The organism is Elizabethkingia sp. YR214 (assembly GCF_003058195.1).
In the GTDB taxonomy this organism is placed as follows: Bacteria; Bacteroidota; Bacteroidia; order Flavobacteriales; family Weeksellaceae; genus Elizabethkingia.
The window spans coordinates 1-16472 of the sequence record NZ_QBUH01000008.1 but is presented as its reverse complement, the minus strand read 5'-3'; the positions used below and the strand labels follow the sequence as shown (position 1 = coordinate 16472).

The window sequence follows — 16472 nt, the reverse complement described above, 5'->3', positions numbered from 1 at the left end:
TCTTTTAATCTTTAAATCAAAAAAAACAATGTCAAAAAATAAAACAAGTAGATTTAGTAAAATCACGATTGGTTTAGCTTCTCCAGAGTCTATTCTTCAGGAATCAAGAGGAGAGGTTCTAAAACCAGAAACGATTAACTATCGTACACACAAGCCTGAAAGAGATGGTTTGTTCTGCGAAAAAATATTCGGTCCTGTAAAGGATTACGAATGTGCTTGTGGTAAATATAAAAGAATCCGTTACAAGGGGATCGTTTGCGACCGTTGTGGGGTTGAAGTAACTGAGAAAAAAGTAAGACGTGAGCGTATCGGACACATCAGTTTGGTTGTTCCTGTTGCACACATCTGGTATTTCCGTTCTTTACCTAACAAAATTGGTTACTTACTAGGTTTACCTTCCAAGAAATTGGATATGATTATCTACTACGAAAGATATGTAGTAATCCAACAAGGTATCGCTAGAAAAGCAGATGGTTCCGATTTCGACGAAATGGAATTCTTAACTGAAGAAGAATATCTTGATACTTTAGATACTCTTCCACAAGAAAACCAATACCTGGATGATTCAGACCCTAACAAATTCGTTGCGAAGATGGGTGCTGAGGCTATCGAGGAAATGTTGAGAAGAATCGATCTTGATGCGCTTTCTTATGACCTAAGACACAGAGCACACAACGAATCTTCAAAACAAAGAAGAACTGAAGCATTAAAGAGACTTTCTGTTGTAGAAGCATTGAGAGGTGCTAATACAAGAATGATCAACCGCCCTGAGTGGATGGTAATGCGTGTTCTTCCGGTTATACCACCAGAATTAAGACCACTAGTTCCATTGGATGGTGGACGTTTCGCTACTTCCGACTTAAATGACCTTTACAGAAGAGTTATCATTAGAAATAACCGTCTGAAGAGACTTTTAGAGATTAAAGCTCCGGAAGTAATCCTAAGAAACGAGAAGCGTATGCTTCAGGAAGCAGTAGATTCATTATTCGATAACACCAGAAAATCTTCTGCTGTTAAGTCTGAATCTAACAGACCATTGAAATCTCTTTCTGATTCATTGAAAGGTAAGCAAGGTCGTTTCCGTCAGAACTTATTAGGTAAAAGGGTTGACTACTCTGCTCGTTCGGTAATTGTTGTAGGTCCAAGCTTGCAACTACACGAGTGTGGTCTTCCAAAAGATATGGCAGCTGAGCTTTACAAACCATTTATCATTAGAAAACTAATTGAAAGAGGTATTGTAAAAACTGTAAAATCTGCTAAGAGAATCATCGACAGAAAAGAACCTGTTGTTTATGATATCTTAGAAAACGTAATGAAAGGACACCCGGTTCTTCTGAACAGGGCACCTACCCTTCACCGTTTAGGTATCCAGGCATTCCAGCCTAAGATGATCGAAGGTAAGGCTATCCAACTTCACCCATTAGTAACAACGGCATTCAACGCCGATTTCGATGGTGACCAGATGGCAGTACACTTACCACTAGGTCCTGAAGCGATCCTGGAAGCTCAGTTATTGATGTTAGGTTCCCAAAACATCCTAAACCCTGCGAATGGTTCTCCAATTACGGTACCTTCTCAGGACATGGTATTGGGTCTTTACTTCATGACCAAAGAAGCGCATTCAACAGATACAAACAAAGTAAAAGGAGAAGGCTTAGCATTCTACTCACCTGAAGAGGTAGAGATTGCTTATTCAGAAGGACAGGTATCGTTGAACGCTAAAGTAAAATGCCGTTTACCAGTTAAAGAAAACGGTGAATTAGTAACAAGACTGACTCCTACAACTGTTGGTAGAATTCTTTTCAACCAGATTGTACCAAAACAAGTAGGTTATATTGATGAGTTATTGACTAAGAAATCATTAAGAAACGTTATCGGTAGAATTTTAGATGAAACTGATTTCCCTACTACTGTGAAGTTCCTTGATGATATGAAAGATCTTGGTTACACCAACGCATTCAAAGGAGGTCTTTCATTTAGCCTTGGAGATATCGTTGTTCCTGCTGAAAAGAAAACCATGATTGCTAGTGCTGTTGAAAATGTAGACGAGATTAAGGCGAACTATAACATGGGTCTTATCACCGATACTGAACGTTACAACCAGGTAATCGATGTTTGGACAAATACCAATGCGAAGCTTACTGAAATGATTATGGACAGAATGAAATCTGACCAAGGTGGTTTCAACTCAGTATTTATGATGCTTGACTCTGGGGCGAGGGGTTCTAAGGAACAGATTCGTCAGTTATCCGGTATGAGAGGTCTAATGGCAAAACCACAAAAAGCTGGTTCAGTTGGGGCTGAGATTATCGAAAACCCGATTGTAGCTAACTTTAAGGAAGGTCTTTCCATCTTAGAGTACTTTATCTCTACCCACGGTGCACGTAAGGGTCTTGCGGATACCGCTCTTAAGACTGCCGATGCGGGTTACCTAACTCGTCGTTTGGTAGATGTTGCTCAGGATGTTATCGTTACTGTTGACGACTGTGGTACATTAAGAGGTGTGGAGATTACGCCATTGAAGAAAAATGACGAAATTGTTGAGAAAATCTCTGAAAGGGTATTAGGTAGAGTTTCTCTTCACAATATCTACGATCCTGAAACTGATGAATTATTGGTAGAAGCAGATCAACTTATTGACGAGAAATTAGCGAAGAAAATTGAAGCTGCAGGTATTGAATCTGTAGAAGCTCGTTCTCCGTTAACTTGTGAAACTAAGAGAGGTATCTGTGCGAAGTGTTATGGTAGAAACCTGGCAACAGGTAAGATGATCCACATGGGTGAAGCTGTAGGGGTAATCGCTGCACAATCCATTGGTGAACCTGGTACACAGTTAACATTGAGAACCTTCCACCAAGGGGGTACTGCGGGTAACATTTCTGAAAACCCATCTATCGTTGCAAAACGTGATGGTATCGTAGAAATGGACGAAGTAAGAACCATTAAGAGTGAAGGTGAAAATGGTAACACAACAGATATCGTTGTTTCCCGTTCTACTGAATTCCGTTTGGTAATGGATAACGAAACCAGAACAGTAATTATGACGGCGAACGTACCTTATGGTGCTGAGCTTGCTGTAAAACCTGGTGACAAAGTAAGTAAAGGAGATCTTATCTGTAAGTGGGATCCGTATAACGCGGTAATCATTGCTGAAACATCAGGTAAGGTTGAATACGAAGATATTATTCAAGGGGTTTCTTTCCAATTGGAAATTGACGAACAAACCGGTTTCGAGGAAAAAGTAATCTCTGATTCCAGAAATAAAAAAGCAGTACCTACTCTTAGAGTGGTAGATGCTAAAGGTATTGAGCAGAAATCATACAACCTTCCGGTTGGTGCCCACTTGATGGTTAACGATGGTGAGAAAATTAAGGCTGGTAAAGTCTTAATCAAAATCCCAAGAAAATCTGCTAAAGCAGGGGATATCACCGGGGGTCTTCCAAGAGTTACCGAATTATTCGAAGCTCGTAACCCATCTAACCCAGCGGTTGTTACTGAAATCGATGGTGTAGTATCTTACGGTAAAATCAAGAGAGGTAACCGTGAACTTGTTGTTGAAGCTAAAACTGGTGAGATCAAGAAATATCTTGTAAAATTATCTAACCAGATCCTTGTTCAGGAAAATGACTTCGTACGTGCAGGTTCTCCACTTTCTGATGGATCCGTTACTCCGGATGACATCCTAAGCATTAAAGGACCAACTGCGGTTCAGGAATACTTAGTAAATGAGATTCAGGAAGTTTACCGTCTACAGGGGGTAAAAATTGATGATAAGCACTTCGAGATCATCGTTCGTCAGATGATGACTAAAGTAGAAATCGTTGATGGTGGTGATACTCAATTCCTTGAAGGCAGCCTTGAGCACAAGAATGACTTCATCGAAGAAAACGAAAGAGTATTTGGTCTTAAAGTAGTTATTAACCCAGGAGATTCTAAAGAATTCAAATCTGGTCAGATGATTACTGCAAGAGAACTAAGAGATGAGAACTCTAAGTTGAAGCGTGAAGATCAGGAATTAGTTGAAGTAAGAGAAGCTTTACCAGCTACAGCACAGCCTGTATTACAAGGTATTACAAGAGCAGCTCTTCAAACTAAATCCTTCATGTCTGCAGCTTCCTTCCAGGAAACTACAAAAGTACTTAACGAGGCAGCAGTGTCTGGTAAAGTAGATGATCTGAACGGTCTTAAAGAAAATGTAATTGTAGGTCACAGAATCCCTGCAGGTACAGGTCTTAAGCAATATCAGAATATCATTGTAGGTTCTACAAAGGAATTTGAGGATATAAATTAAAATTAATAATTTGAAATTTGAGATTTGAATTTATTTTTATACTTTCACAATCTCAAATTTTAAATTTTAAACAAAAATAATTAACAAAAATGGACAACAACCAAAATCCACAAGACGGAAACATCAACATTGAACTGAATGAAATGGTAGCAGCTGGTGTTTACGCAAATCTTGCTTTAGTTAATCACTCTCCATCTGAATTTATCTTGGATTTCATCCAACTAATGCCAGGTGTACAGCAAGCTAAAGTTAGATCAAGAGTTATCTTAGCTCCATTACATGCTAAGAGAGTTCTTAATGCGCTTCAGCAAAACATCGCTTCTTACGAACAACAATTCGGAGAAATCAAAGAAGTTGAGCCTTTCGTATTAGGACAAAACACTCCTCAAGCTTAATTAAAGTAACTACTTTAATATATAGGTCCCCGTCTTTCGACGGGGATTTTTATTTGATGAAAATTTAATCCACCAAGCCTTTGGCAAAGCTTTTATATGTTTTACCTTTGATAAAATTTTATGTTAATGAAGAAGTTTCTTGTTATAGGCTGTTTAATGTTAGCTGTTTTAGGCTACTCGCAAAAGCCTGCAGTGGATACAACACAGGTTGTAATATCCGGAAGAACAAACGCTCCTGAAACCCTGCAAAAACCTTATGTAATTCTTATTTCTGCAGACGGATTCCGATACGATTATATGCAGAAGTATAATACTAAGAACTTATTAAACCTGGCTGAAAACGGTATATGGGCAAAAAATGGTATGTACCCGTCCTATCCTTCTATTACTTTTCCAAACCACTATAGTATTGTAACAGGATTATATCCTTCTCACCATGGTCTTGTGGATAACATTTTCTATGATCCAAACAGAAAGGAAATGTACAAGATAGGCAGTAAAACAGTTACAGATGGTAGCTGGTACGGTGGATTACCACTATGGGGATTGGCTGAAAAGCAGGGAATGGTAGCTGCTAGTTTATTCTGGGTGGGCTCCGAGAGCGAAGCCGGAGGAACAAGACCTTCTTACTACTACCCATATCACGAAAAATTTTCGGATGATGATAAAGTAAGAATTATTAAAAATTGGTTACAGCTTCCTGAAGAGAAAAGGCCACACTTCATTACTTTATACTTTCCTGAAGTAGATCATGAAGGCCACCATTACGGACCGGATGCAAAACAAACAGAAGATGCTGTACATTATATAGATGGTGCTATTAAGAAACTGGTAGATGGATTGAAGCCACTTAATCTTCCTATCAATTTTGTATTTGTTTCCGATCACGGTATGATAAAAGTAGATCCTAAAGATTATATTACAGTTCCTTCCATTATCGACAGAAATAAATTTGTAGTAGTCAACAGTAATACCTTTGTAAGGATTACTGCAAAAGACGAAGCAGATATCTTACCTCTTTATAAAGCGCTAAGAAAAGAAAAGCACGAAGGCTATAAAATATATTTGGCGAAGAACTTCCCGGGAAGATTACATTATAGTAAATCAGATGATAAAAACAGAAGAATAGGTGATATTATCCTGGTACCTAACAGAACAAAAGCTATGGTAGATCCGGGTAGAAATCCTCCGGTAGGAAAGCATGGTTACAATCCGTATAAAGTACCGGAAATGAAAGCTACTTACTTTGCCTGGGGTCCTGCATTTAAACAACACCAGCAAATAAGACCTTTTGTAAATGTTAATATCTATCCTGCTATCGCTGAGATTCTGGACCTGAAAATTACAGCACCTATAGATGGGAACATCAAAGTATTAGGAAAAACATTAAATAAAAAATAACAAAAACCGGCATAAGCCGGTTTTTTGTTTATATATGCTAGCATAAATGAAGCCTAAAGAAACACTTAAACAATTGGGCTTCGACTCCACTCAGCCTGACAGCTCCTAAGTTTTAAAAGCTGGGAATTTGTAAAAAGTAAATCATCACTTAATTCCGAATCGCTTCACTTCTACCTTTCTATCTTTAACTTTTAGAATAAAAGGATTCAGTTCCGATGTATTTCCCTCAGTGATATCTGCGGTCTGATTAGCTTCTACATAGACATTCTTCTGCAATGCATTACCATCTATAAATACTTTATAATGGCCTACTGGCAGATATGCAGAATATTCACCCCTTTCATTGGTATAGAAAACAAAGTTTTTAAACTGATTATTCTGGAATACTACAGGAAGTCCCGATAAAACTTCTACTACTTCAAATTGTGTTTTAGTAGCTTCCTGATATTGCACCTTCCCTTTTACAATACTTGTTTTCTGTAGCGGAATTGTAAGAAATATATCTTTCCTGTCTACGATAACTCTCATATCATCGGCATACCATTTATCTTCCATCGCCTTAATCATGTAGGTTCCATAGGGTACTTTCTTGTACTTTATATTTCCATTCTTTGGCGTGATAAACAGGGTATTGTTAATCTTAGTTTTCAGATCCTGTGCCGGCAGATCTACAGAAGGATCATATTGCCCGTTATTATTAAGATCATAATAGAAAAACAGTTCAATATTTCCTGTTTTGCCACTACTTTTTTCTTCTCCAAAACTTGGCAGATCCTGGATAATACCTACCTGATAATAATTATTAGCAGATCTGTATACTCCGTTCAGATATTTATTCAGATTATAGCTGGCAAACAACTTAGTTCCGGATAAAATCCGGTAATCGAGATTGGTATTAAAAGAGAAACTTTTTCCAATAAATTTATCGGAGTTGAATATGGAACCGAATAACAAATTGAGACGTTTGTTAAACAGGCTTATTTTATAATTGGCAATGGCAGAAATTCTCTCCGTATTGTCGCTAAGACTATTGTTATAATTGCCTTCATATAACATAAAGTTGCCTTTCTGGTAATTGGCACTCAGCATAAAATTTTTATAATACCAGTTAGCCTGCAACTTGTAAATAAAACTATTAGAGGTAAATCCAACATATCTGGAATAACCATTTGAAAGAACAAGGTTAATGCTGCTTTTATAATCCGGACTGGTATAGTTAAGTGCAGTATTGATAAAAGCGGTATTAAAGTCCACATTTACACTCTGAAAGCTGCTGTTAACAAATACATTGGATCGTTCCGTGCTCCATTGCGGAATAATACTAAGTTTTGTATTTCTGGCAATCGTAAAGCTGGTTCCCATTTCAACCTTGCTCCGGTTAGCAACTGTATTATATTGGTATTGCGGATCTATGCTTTTAGGGTTATAATTATTCAGACTATACCCTACCCAAATATTGAATTTATCAAAATTTCTGAATAAGCGCTCCTCAAAAACCGTATTCCCCTTTCGAATTCCCGGATAATAACTGCTGCTATAATAATTATTAGAACTGAAAGTATATTTGTTAAATGATGTATTCAGATTTAGTCCCGCAGCTACAGAAGATGCCGTATGTGATACTTCACCTTTTGTAGATGTGTAACCGTATCCCAATCTCAGATCATAATACGTCTGTTTGCTATTATTGTAATGGTACTCATTCATCAGGATAAAACTTCGCTGATACGGGTCATTATCCAGAATAACCGAATTATCCAAAGACTCTTTTTCATTGAGACTAATGGATGATTTCGCATAGGTAGAATATCCTCTCGAAGAATTATTAAGATCCAACGGATCAATCAGGTTATAGCTTTTTTCAACAGCTCCAACACGAATCACGGATCTTTTGTTGGTAAATGGATTAACGGAAACTTCAGCCCCACGCCCCACAAGGTTTATTTCCAGGTCGCTTGCATTCAGGTTACCCAATTGCACACCTACTCCTTTTCCTTCTAATCTTACCCAAGTGTTTGTAAATAGAGGCTTTGTACTGTTATTACTCCAATAGGTTCCGTTTACATTGACAATACCTTTTATACCACCGGCATAAAATTCGGTATGCAAATCGAGATTATAAGAGGAATCATAATTAAGAAAAGCGTTCCGGCTGCTAAGGCTTATGTGATTGACCTGATATGCCGGTCTGTAAAAATTGATAAAAGCAGGGTCTACGTATTTTCTGCTCCCTAAGGCATTCTGTACGATAATAATAGCATTGCCAAAGAATTCTTTATCCGAATTTAGTCCTGCTACATTTACGGTAAAAAGCTCCATTTTCAGGAGATCTTTATCCACAATTTTAGAGAAACTGACTTCTTTATTAACAAACGGTTCCAATTTTATTTTCTTACTAAAACTAAGATCCCGCCCATCGGCTTGTGGAAAACTGGCAATTACTTCTACATTCTCCTCCCTGTTTCCGCTGTTATAGACCTGTGTGGAAATCTTTATAGAATCGCCCACTTTATACATCAGTACCTGAGGCTCGTTGGCTACAATTTTCAAACCGCGTTTAGACTGTACTGTCATACTGGTTTCAGCAGTTGCCAAAGTTAGGCTACTCTCCGTTATAGCATATTTTATAGTTGCCGTTCCTGCAGGCTGATTCTTTTCTACAAATATCTTTACAGGTAGAAAAGCTTTTTCATTAGCCTTTAAATGTATAGAGGAGATATTGTTAATAACTCTTAGTCCCTTTACCGTCTGTATATCTACATCCAGGTTTCTTTCGATCTCTGTATTATTACTGATCTTAAGGAGTACACTTACCATGTCCTCATTGAAGACACTAAGTTTCTGATCTGTCTCTATACTAACAGCACTTTTCTGGGCATAACACATGGTTATCCCCGCCACAAATATGGTTAATATAATTTTTTTGAAAAAGTTCAAAATTTTTACTGTGGAATAAGACTGAAAATAAGGGTTCTCGAATACTGTTCCTGAGCTTGATTAAAAAATCTGATGTCTCCCGCCTGTGTAGAATAGATAAGATCAAAATACTTTTCTGTCTTCGCAGGAATCATACTTGTAATAATATTCTGCTTACTGCTGGATAATTTCACACTACCCGTTACAGTCTGCGACTGGCTGTCCTTCACATTTAGGTTTATTGCATTTACAGGAAGACTCTGGTTAGATGTACTGGTAAGGTCGTTATTCAGACTATTCACCTGTACTGCATAACCTGTAGTAGAGATCACAGACAATGCTCTGCTGTATGTTCTGGATACTCCGTTGGCATAGTCACCGGGAGTTTTAAATTCCAATAAAACATTTTTAGCAGATGGATCCAGCAAAATAGCGTATTCTTCTGCGGGCTTCGGTGGTGAATCGTCCGGGTGAACCTGCATCTGAAAAGATACTGGCTCAGAATCTATAATTTCCCCTTTACTGTTCCTTATCTCTATGATAATATTTACCGTATAATTATTCCATGAAGAATATTCCTCCAAATACGCTCCCCCGTCTATCATCACATCATATCCAAGCGTCATCATAAAATACCTGTTAACAATCTGCAGGTTATAAGGTGAATTGTTGACAAAATACAAGTTGGTGTACTGAAAAGGAATAGGATTGGTATTCAATCCTAAGTTTCCGGCATTAGGACTACTTCCCTGGTCGTTCACACCATTGCTAGACACACTATTGAAGCGAAACTTCAACCGCTCAACAGGAAAATATTTAGGACCACCGTTGCTAATAGTACCTACAACTCTGTAACTCATAGACCAGTTCTGCATCTGAAGTCCCTGACTACCATTGGCATGAACCTGAATCTGAACAAGACTACTAATTATAGCCCCGTTATAACTTCTTACCGGAGCATATCCGGTATTAAATGGAGTTATCCACAATCTCTGAGCCGAGACTTGTATAAAGCTAAGCAGAAAGAATATACAGATAAAAAGTCTATTCATTGATGAAGGTTAGTTCGGCCATTTTAATTACATTATCATCGCCATAAGTAAATGTAGAGGTCACAATATACTTTCCACGCTCCAGACCTTTCGGTAGCGGAATGTTTACAATACGCTTATCAGACGGAAGTGTATAGATAATCTCATCTTCCAGATTATATTTTGCTCCGTTTTGCTGATTAATCATCTCTGTATGAATGGTACCATCTGTCCATACATTTCCCTGATTTATAATTTCTAAAACCAGACTTTTACTATCCTTTTCATATTTATAATCGGTGAAATCCATATTAGGTTCACGCTGAGAAGAATAACGATGATAGATCTTGATTCCTGTTCTTACACTTACCTTTACCAAAGCACCTTTCTCGTTAATAGCATCAACGGGATTGGTTTGGGTAATGTACATAAGACAGGTATGAACAGCTAATATATCTTTCCGTACTGCCGGAGGTGTAACGGTAATTTCCAGTTCTTTTGTTTCTCCGGGATTCAGACTAAAATACGACTGGGGCTTTATGTTAACCCAATTTACTGCCGAATTTTCTAAAGTTCCGGGTTCCGATATAACATTATTACCTTTCTCATCGTATTTCCAGTCATTAAGAGAGACCGTTAACTCCAATGTGGTTGTTTTGCTCGGATTAGTTACCAGAACTTTTTTCGTACTACTCTCTCCTGCATTAGAGGTAAAATAATTGCGCGGAGGACTCACAGTAATTCCTGCTTGTCCCTTTGCAATAATACCCGCCAGGAAAAATAACAAAAAGCTTAAACTTGCCAGAATTCTTTTCATATAGTGTAAAAAGGCAACCTAGGATTAATATCCTAAGTGCCTTAAATATTGTTATAAAAAAAATAATGTTATTTAGCTACAATAGTGTAGGTTACAACAGTCGTATAAGTCGTAGGATTTTCCACGTTAAAATACTTGTTCAGGTAGCTGTCTGCACCAGCAGCAGAGTATTTTACGTTAAAGGTCTTGTCAACACCACCGATGTTACTGGAAATTAATTCAGTCGGGGTTGTAGATAATGTTACGGTACTAAGCTTTGAACCTGATAATGGGTTAGTTGTACCTGCAGTCGGCGTTAATTTAATATCCGCTGCATTAATCTTTTCTGTGATGCTTGTGTTTACACTGGACAACTGAGCATCTTTTGACTGTACATTTACAGCGAATGCACCGGTACTGTATACCGTAAGGTGATCTGCTTCATCTAAAGCTACACCTTTCTTGTAATCGTCTGATGTTCTGTAGTCAAGGTTTACATTTTTCTGTGAACCATTTACTACAATCGTCTGGATTGGATAAAGTCTAACATTAACCGTAGCATCGCCAGTTTTCTGTGCAGCTACGTTAATTGATGTAAGGCCGAAAGTAAGGCCTAACAGGTAATAAAATTTTCTCATACTTTTAATAAAATCTTCTTCTTTTTAAAAAAAATGCATTTTATGCAAACGCATTCATACTACCTTTGATAGCGGGTGCAAAATTAGAGTGGAAATCCTATCTATTAGTTATGAAAAACAACAAAAAAACTATGTAAAACGACAAAAATTAATTTTCATAAACACCATCTATAAGCCTACTTACGAGGTAGTTATAGTATATTTTCTAGTTTTATGAGGCATTAATAAAAGTATATGTACTGAAAATATAACACTTAGCTCAGGGCCGTATTTTCCCCAAAAATAATTGCATTAGCATTTATTCTGTATTGCATAGGTGTCATTCCTATATGAAGTTTAAAGAAATTATTGAAATTTGACTCTTGTGAAAATCCTAATTCCAGGCTGATATTTTTAACAGGTATTGAAGTTGACCTTAACATTGCTTTCGCTTTATCCAAGGCTCTTCCCGTAACAAGACTCTTTGCAGAACAACCATAAATAATTTGTGTTGCTTTGTCTAATCTCCGTTTTGTAATATTAAGTTTATCCGCATAGTAGCTTACCACAAGATTGAAGGTTATCTCCTCATCAAGCAGCTTACTAAATTTGTTTGCTATTTCCTGGTCATAGACATTCTTAGAACCACTTTCAAAACCCGGATCAAAGTCCAGCTGCGCTCTTATGAGAATAAATTCTATAAAATTAGCCAGCAAATTTCTTTTAATCAAAGGATTAGCTCCTGGAGTCTGAAGAGGTCTTGCATAGTTTTTAATAATGAATTTATAAGGTATAAAGCTATTTTTTGCGGCAACACCCAAAGGATTCTGAAAGAAAAAACAATTTGTAATATAATACAGAAATTTCAACCGGTCCATAAAGACTTCCGGCTTAAACCAGATAAGTACAGCTTTCTTATATTTCTCTATAACGGAAAAGGAACTTCTAGGAGGCAGGAAATAGAAAGTTTCCGGATCTATGCTTATGCTTTTATCCTTAATAATAATGTTTAAATGGTCTGTTGCAGTATACAGAATGGAGTATGCCAATGGATGAATACTAACATCCAGGTCATCAGCATCTTTTAGTCGATAAATCCCCCAGTCCTTTTGCATTTCCCTATTCATAAAAGCTAAATACAGATGCAAATATAACCGTATTTATTTATTTCATATAATAATTACATATATATGATTAATTTTTAACAATTTTTGAAGATTATTTATTTTTTTTAGAAGAAAATATACTAAAAGCTGATGTACAAAAGAGTGTACAAACCCGCTATATATTTAGTACATAACATTTTTCACAGCATAATCCATACACTAACACCATTTTCCGATACTGAAAATTTTCCGCAGCCATTTTTATCAATTTCAATATGATCATTTACTATTCCCAGGGCATCACAAAAGAATTTGCCGGTATATTTTGTACCAATTTCCATTATTTTCTCCCCCGGACCATTATTACTGATCACAACAGCACAGCCTGATAGATCCTCATTCCCTTCAAGGGTCCAGCCTATACAATCTGGATAATCAAAATAATCACGCTGTACACCACAGACATTATTCTGACGAATATTCAGTAAAATTTCCAGCTCTTCTACCTTCTCAAGAAAAATTTCACAATCATTACCTTCTTTATCTTTATCCACATAATGTGCTCCAAATAAGTCCGGATAGAATATACAGGGATATCCTTCTGTACGTAATAAAATCAATGCATAAGCTAAAGGTTTAAACCAATGTTCAACCGGAGCTTCCAATTGTTGTAACGGTTGGGTATCGTGATTGTCTACCAGTGTAACAGCTTTATCCGGCTGACTTTGTACTAATGTACCGTCGAATATTTTACTAAGGTCATAATCTGATCCCTGTACAGATGCTAAATGAAAATGATGTTGCAATACAGGATCAAAAAGATTCATACAGCCCTCTGTTACTTCTATATACTTTTCAAGGAGCGGCAGATCATTCGGAGCCCAGTATTCACCTACAGCAAATATATTCTCTTCCGTGGCTTCACGAAGTTTATACAACCAGTTTTTAAAAAAAGCCGGTGTAATATGCTTTATAGCATCCAGTCTTACACCACTGTAACCAATCTGTTCATAATACCATCTTCCCCAATAATCCAGTTCGCCTACAACATTTGGATTCCGGAAATTAATATCATTATTCATCAGATAATCATAGTTACCCTTTTCATCACTCAGCAATTCATCCCAGCCATCTCCATATTCATTGATAACCCGGTATACATGCATACCATCAATTCCTTCAGCATATTCAACACCAGAAAAACAGGTGAAATCCCAGATAAATTCCGAATACTGCTTATTTCTTTCAGGAAAATTAAACTTTGTATAAGACTTAATATTAAAAGGTTCTGATGTTACTTCATTTCGGTTTTCGGTATTTACTTCCACTACCTGAAATTCTTCAAGTTCATCACCGCCAGCTTTATGATTCAGTACAATATCTGCAATAATCTGAATATCTTTACTTTTAAGGCTATTTATAGCGGCCAAATAATCCTCTTTGGTTCCATATTTAGTTGCTATACTCCCTTTCTGATTAAACTCTCCTAAATCAAATAAATCGTAAGGGTCATAACCTACAGAATAATTACCGCTTGCACATTTATATGCAGGAGGAAGCCATACTGCGGTTATCCCTATATGCTTTAGATATTCTGCTGTTTCTTTAAGGTTTTTCCACAGAAAAGAATCTCCGTCCGTATACCAGTGAAAATATTGAAGCATCGTTCCATTCATAATATGTGCTTTTTGAATAATAAAAGTACATTAAAAAGAACTGATTATCTTACGATTACAAAAAATTAAAATGTGAAGAGTATTATAAAAATTCAGGAAAAGGAATTTTAAGCTGTACAGAAACCTGCTTTTTTTCTTCAGTATTAAGGTTAGACAGGGATAATCCCAGAAGACGTATCGGTTTATCAAACGGACGGCTATTCCACAGTTGTTTAGCCAAATCGGTAAGAGAAAATTTATGCTCAAGATACTGGCTTTCAGTCTTACTACGGGTAAATAGAGTAAAGTCCTGGTATTTTATTTTTAGAGTCAGCGTTTTACCTTTAATTCCGGATTTTTCAAGACGTCGAAATAATTCATCTGCAATTTCATTCAGTTTTTCAAAGACAGTATCTTCATCCAGAAGATCTTCCCAGAATGTTTCCTCTACAGCAACACTCTTTGCAATCCTGTGGGGCTTTACCTCAGAATACTGAATACCACGCACAACATTGTAATAATGTTTTCCGGATTTACCAAACAGTAAAACCAGTTCCTCGAGACTCTTATTTTTAAGATCTTTACCCTTGTAGATACTAAGGGTATTCATTTTATTAGCGGTAACTTTGCCTATTCCGTAAAACTTCTCAATAGGAAGCTCTTCCAGAAAGCTGAGAACATTTTGCGGATGTATTGTCTTTTGACCGTTTGGCTTATTAATATCCGAAGCTACTTTTGCCAGGAACTTATTAACAGAGATTCCTGCAGAGGCTGTTAATCCTGTCTTTTCGAATATTTTCTTACGGATTTCCAGAGCTATCTGATTGGCTGATTCAATTCCTTTCTTATTCTCAGTGACATCAAGATAAGCCTCGTCCAAAGACAGGGGCTCTACCAAATCCGTATATTCATGAAAGATCTGTCTTATCTGTTGGGAAATTTCTTTATATCGTGGAAACCTGGGTCTTACAAAAATTAAATTAGGGCATTTCTGCTGAGCGGTCTTGCTGGGCATAGCCGAGCGTACACCATACTGGCGGGCTTCATAACTCGCTGCAGCAACAACTCCACGATGAACACCTCCTACAGCAATAGGTTTCCCTTTTAATTCAGGGTTATCATGCTGCTCCACAGAAGCATAAAATGCGTCCATATCTACATGTATAATCTTACGAAGCGGAAAAGGGAAATCCATATTACAAAGATATGGATTAGTTTATTTTTCTGAAGATCTAAACAATTTATATCTTCTTTCTCATTAATAGAATAAGTGGTTCAAACTCTGCTTTTTCATAGGCTTTTACTGCGGGTACATTATCACTGTACACTTCCAGTCGTATTTCAGAAACTTCCTGATCTCGCGACCAATTTGTTAACTCATCAAGGATCAACTTATTAACACCTTTTCCTCTGTACTCAGGTCTCACATACATAAACCCTAAATATGCATAACGGTCAAAATTATAATAATCCTTTTCGGTATTTTTGATAAGAGCATAGCCCGAAGCTATAATATTCTCCTCATCTTCAGCAACAATAAGAGCTGCGTTCTCCGAATCAATTAGTGAATTCAGATTATAATAATGAATTTCTCCTTCTATAAGTGTTGGATTGTATGGTCGTTCTGCTGTTACCACTCCTTGTTCGAATTCCAGAAGAACAGGAAGATCTCCTTCAGTAGCATGTCTCAGTTTTATCATACTATAAAAATAGGTAAAAGTGGAGACTTAAAAGCTAAAATAGTTATAAGTTAATAGTACTTATTAATCATATCTTAATGCTATTAGGATTTATAAACTTATCTTCCAGGCAGAAGAGGAATGGGAACATAATGTATTATGTAAAATGTTAGGGACTGGTTAGCTATTAGGTCTTACGTTTAAAGTATAAAGCGTTAGGTATAAAAAGTCATAAGTGTTAAGTAGTGACAGGTATTAAAAACGAAAAAGCCTCTGCATTACTATGCAAAGGCTTTTCAAAAATAAAAACTGGCGGCGACCTACTCTCCCGCGTTAGCAGTACCATCGGCGCTGGTGGGCTTAACTTCTGTGTTCGGAATGGGAACAGGTGAGCCCCACCGCTATAACCACCCTAAAGTTTGTTATATATTTTAGAATTTAGTTAGATAGTCATTAGTCATTAGTTATTTCTAACTTCTAATCTCTATCCTCTAACTTCTTTTTCGGTAGTTTCAACATCACAAAGGCATAACCTTTAGCGCACTCCTTAAGTATTTTTGCAAAGCTTACTTATTGCTTTTAGCT

The 16472-nt window shown here is 36.9% G+C and carries 11 protein-coding genes and 1 rRNA gene; 3 read left to right on the top strand and 9 right to left on the bottom strand.

Going from position 1 to position 16472, the window contains the following annotated elements:
• The first annotated feature begins 28 nt into the window (after positions 1–28).
• The 3 genes from rpoC (at position 29) to C8J95_RS15105 (ending at position 6087) form a co-directional block, all read left to right on the top strand.
• Positions 29–4291 carry a DNA-directed RNA polymerase subunit beta' gene (gene rpoC / locus C8J95_RS15115; RefSeq protein ID WP_107809684.1) on the top strand — a complete coding sequence of 1421 codons (4263 nt, stop codon included), beginning with the start codon at positions 29–31 and terminating at the stop codon, positions 4289–4291.
• Between the two features lie 89 nt (positions 4292–4380).
• The gene (locus C8J95_RS15110; protein ID WP_009091273.1) at positions 4381–4686 is read left to right on the top strand and encodes a DUF3467 domain-containing protein; all 306 of its coding nucleotides are present in this window, start codon (positions 4381–4383) and stop codon (positions 4684–4686) included.
• A gap of 126 nt (positions 4687–4812) precedes the next feature.
• Positions 4813–6087 carry an ectonucleotide pyrophosphatase/phosphodiesterase gene (locus C8J95_RS15105; protein ID WP_107809584.1) on the top strand — a complete coding sequence of 425 codons (1275 nt, stop codon included), beginning with the start codon at positions 4813–4815 and terminating at the stop codon, positions 6085–6087.
• A gap of 144 nt (positions 6088–6231) precedes the next feature.
• Here the strand turns inward: C8J95_RS15105 and C8J95_RS15100 are convergent, their stop codons facing one another.
• The 9 genes from C8J95_RS15100 to rrf all read right to left on the bottom strand — a co-directional run bounded on the left by C8J95_RS15100 (position 6232) and on the right by rrf (position 16302).
• Positions 6232–8988, bottom strand: coding sequence for a hypothetical protein (locus C8J95_RS15100; RefSeq protein WP_107809683.1), 2757 nt, complete (start codon positions 8986–8988; stop codon positions 6232–6234).
• A gap of 41 nt (positions 8989–9029) precedes the next feature.
• The gene (locus C8J95_RS15095) at positions 9030–10055 is read right to left on the bottom strand and encodes a hypothetical protein (RefSeq protein ID WP_107809583.1); all 1026 of its coding nucleotides are present in this window, start codon (positions 10053–10055) and stop codon (positions 9030–9032) included.
• A complete protein-coding gene (locus tag C8J95_RS15090; protein WP_107809582.1) occupies positions 10048–10851 on the bottom strand; it encodes a molecular chaperone in 804 nt (267 codons plus the stop codon). The genes C8J95_RS15095 and C8J95_RS15090 overlap by 8 nt, the downstream gene beginning before the upstream one ends.
• Before the next feature lie 68 nt (positions 10852–10919).
• A complete protein-coding gene (locus C8J95_RS15085; RefSeq protein WP_009091284.1) occupies positions 10920–11468 on the bottom strand; it encodes a hypothetical protein in 549 nt (182 codons plus the stop codon).
• 254 nt (positions 11469–11722) lie between these two features.
• Entirely contained in the window at positions 11723–12574 is an 852-nt protein-coding gene (locus tag C8J95_RS15080) for an AraC family transcriptional regulator (protein WP_255412831.1), read from the bottom strand.
• 179 nt (positions 12575–12753) lie between these two features.
• Positions 12754–14229: an alpha-amylase gene (gene amyA, locus C8J95_RS15075; RefSeq protein WP_107809581.1), complete on the bottom strand. Its 1476-nt coding sequence runs from the start codon at positions 14227–14229 to the stop codon at positions 12754–12756.
• An 82-nt stretch (positions 14230–14311) separates the two neighbouring features.
• Positions 14312–15403 carry a DNA polymerase IV gene (gene dinB, locus C8J95_RS15070; RefSeq protein WP_107809580.1) on the bottom strand — a complete coding sequence of 364 codons (1092 nt, stop codon included), beginning with the start codon at positions 15401–15403 and terminating at the stop codon, positions 14312–14314.
• A 46-nt stretch (positions 15404–15449) separates the two neighbouring features.
• Positions 15450–15908, bottom strand: coding sequence for a GNAT family N-acetyltransferase (locus C8J95_RS15065; protein ID WP_107809579.1), 459 nt, complete (start codon positions 15906–15908; stop codon positions 15450–15452).
• Between the two features lie 286 nt (positions 15909–16194).
• Positions 16195–16302: ribosomal RNA gene (rrf, locus tag C8J95_RS15060) — 5S ribosomal RNA — on the bottom strand.
• Positions 16303–16472: the final 170 nt, after the last annotated feature.

Bases quoted from the DNA above. Each gene is read 5' to 3' on its own strand.
- rpoC (WP_107809684.1), top strand. From the start codon at position 29: ATGTCAAAAAATAAAACAAGTAGATTTAGTAAAATCACGATTGGTTTA.
- C8J95_RS15110 (WP_009091273.1), top strand. From the start codon at position 4,381: ATGGACAACAACCAAAATCCACAAGACGGAAACATCAACATTGAACTG.
- C8J95_RS15105 (WP_107809584.1), top strand. From the start codon at position 4,813: ATGAAGAAGTTTCTTGTTATAGGCTGTTTAATGTTAGCTGTTTTAGGC.
- C8J95_RS15095 (WP_107809583.1), bottom strand. From the start codon at position 10,055: ATGAATAGACTTTTTATCTGTATATTCTTTCTGCTTAGCTTTATACAA.
- C8J95_RS15090 (WP_107809582.1), bottom strand. From the start codon at position 10,851: ATGAAAAGAATTCTGGCAAGTTTAAGCTTTTTGTTATTTTTCCTGGCG.
- C8J95_RS15085 (WP_009091284.1), bottom strand. From the start codon at position 11,468: ATGAGAAAATTTTATTACCTGTTAGGCCTTACTTTCGGCCTTACATCA.
- C8J95_RS15080 (WP_255412831.1), bottom strand. From the start codon at position 12,574: ATGAATAGGGAAATGCAAAAGGACTGGGGGATTTATCGACTAAAAGAT.
- amyA (WP_107809581.1), bottom strand. From the start codon at position 14,229: ATGAATGGAACGATGCTTCAATATTTTCACTGGTATACGGACGGAGAT.
- dinB (WP_107809580.1), bottom strand. From the start codon at position 15,403: ATGGATTTCCCTTTTCCGCTTCGTAAGATTATACATGTAGATATGGAC.
- C8J95_RS15065 (WP_107809579.1), bottom strand. From the start codon at position 15,908: ATGATAAAACTGAGACATGCTACTGAAGGAGATCTTCCTGTTCTTCTG.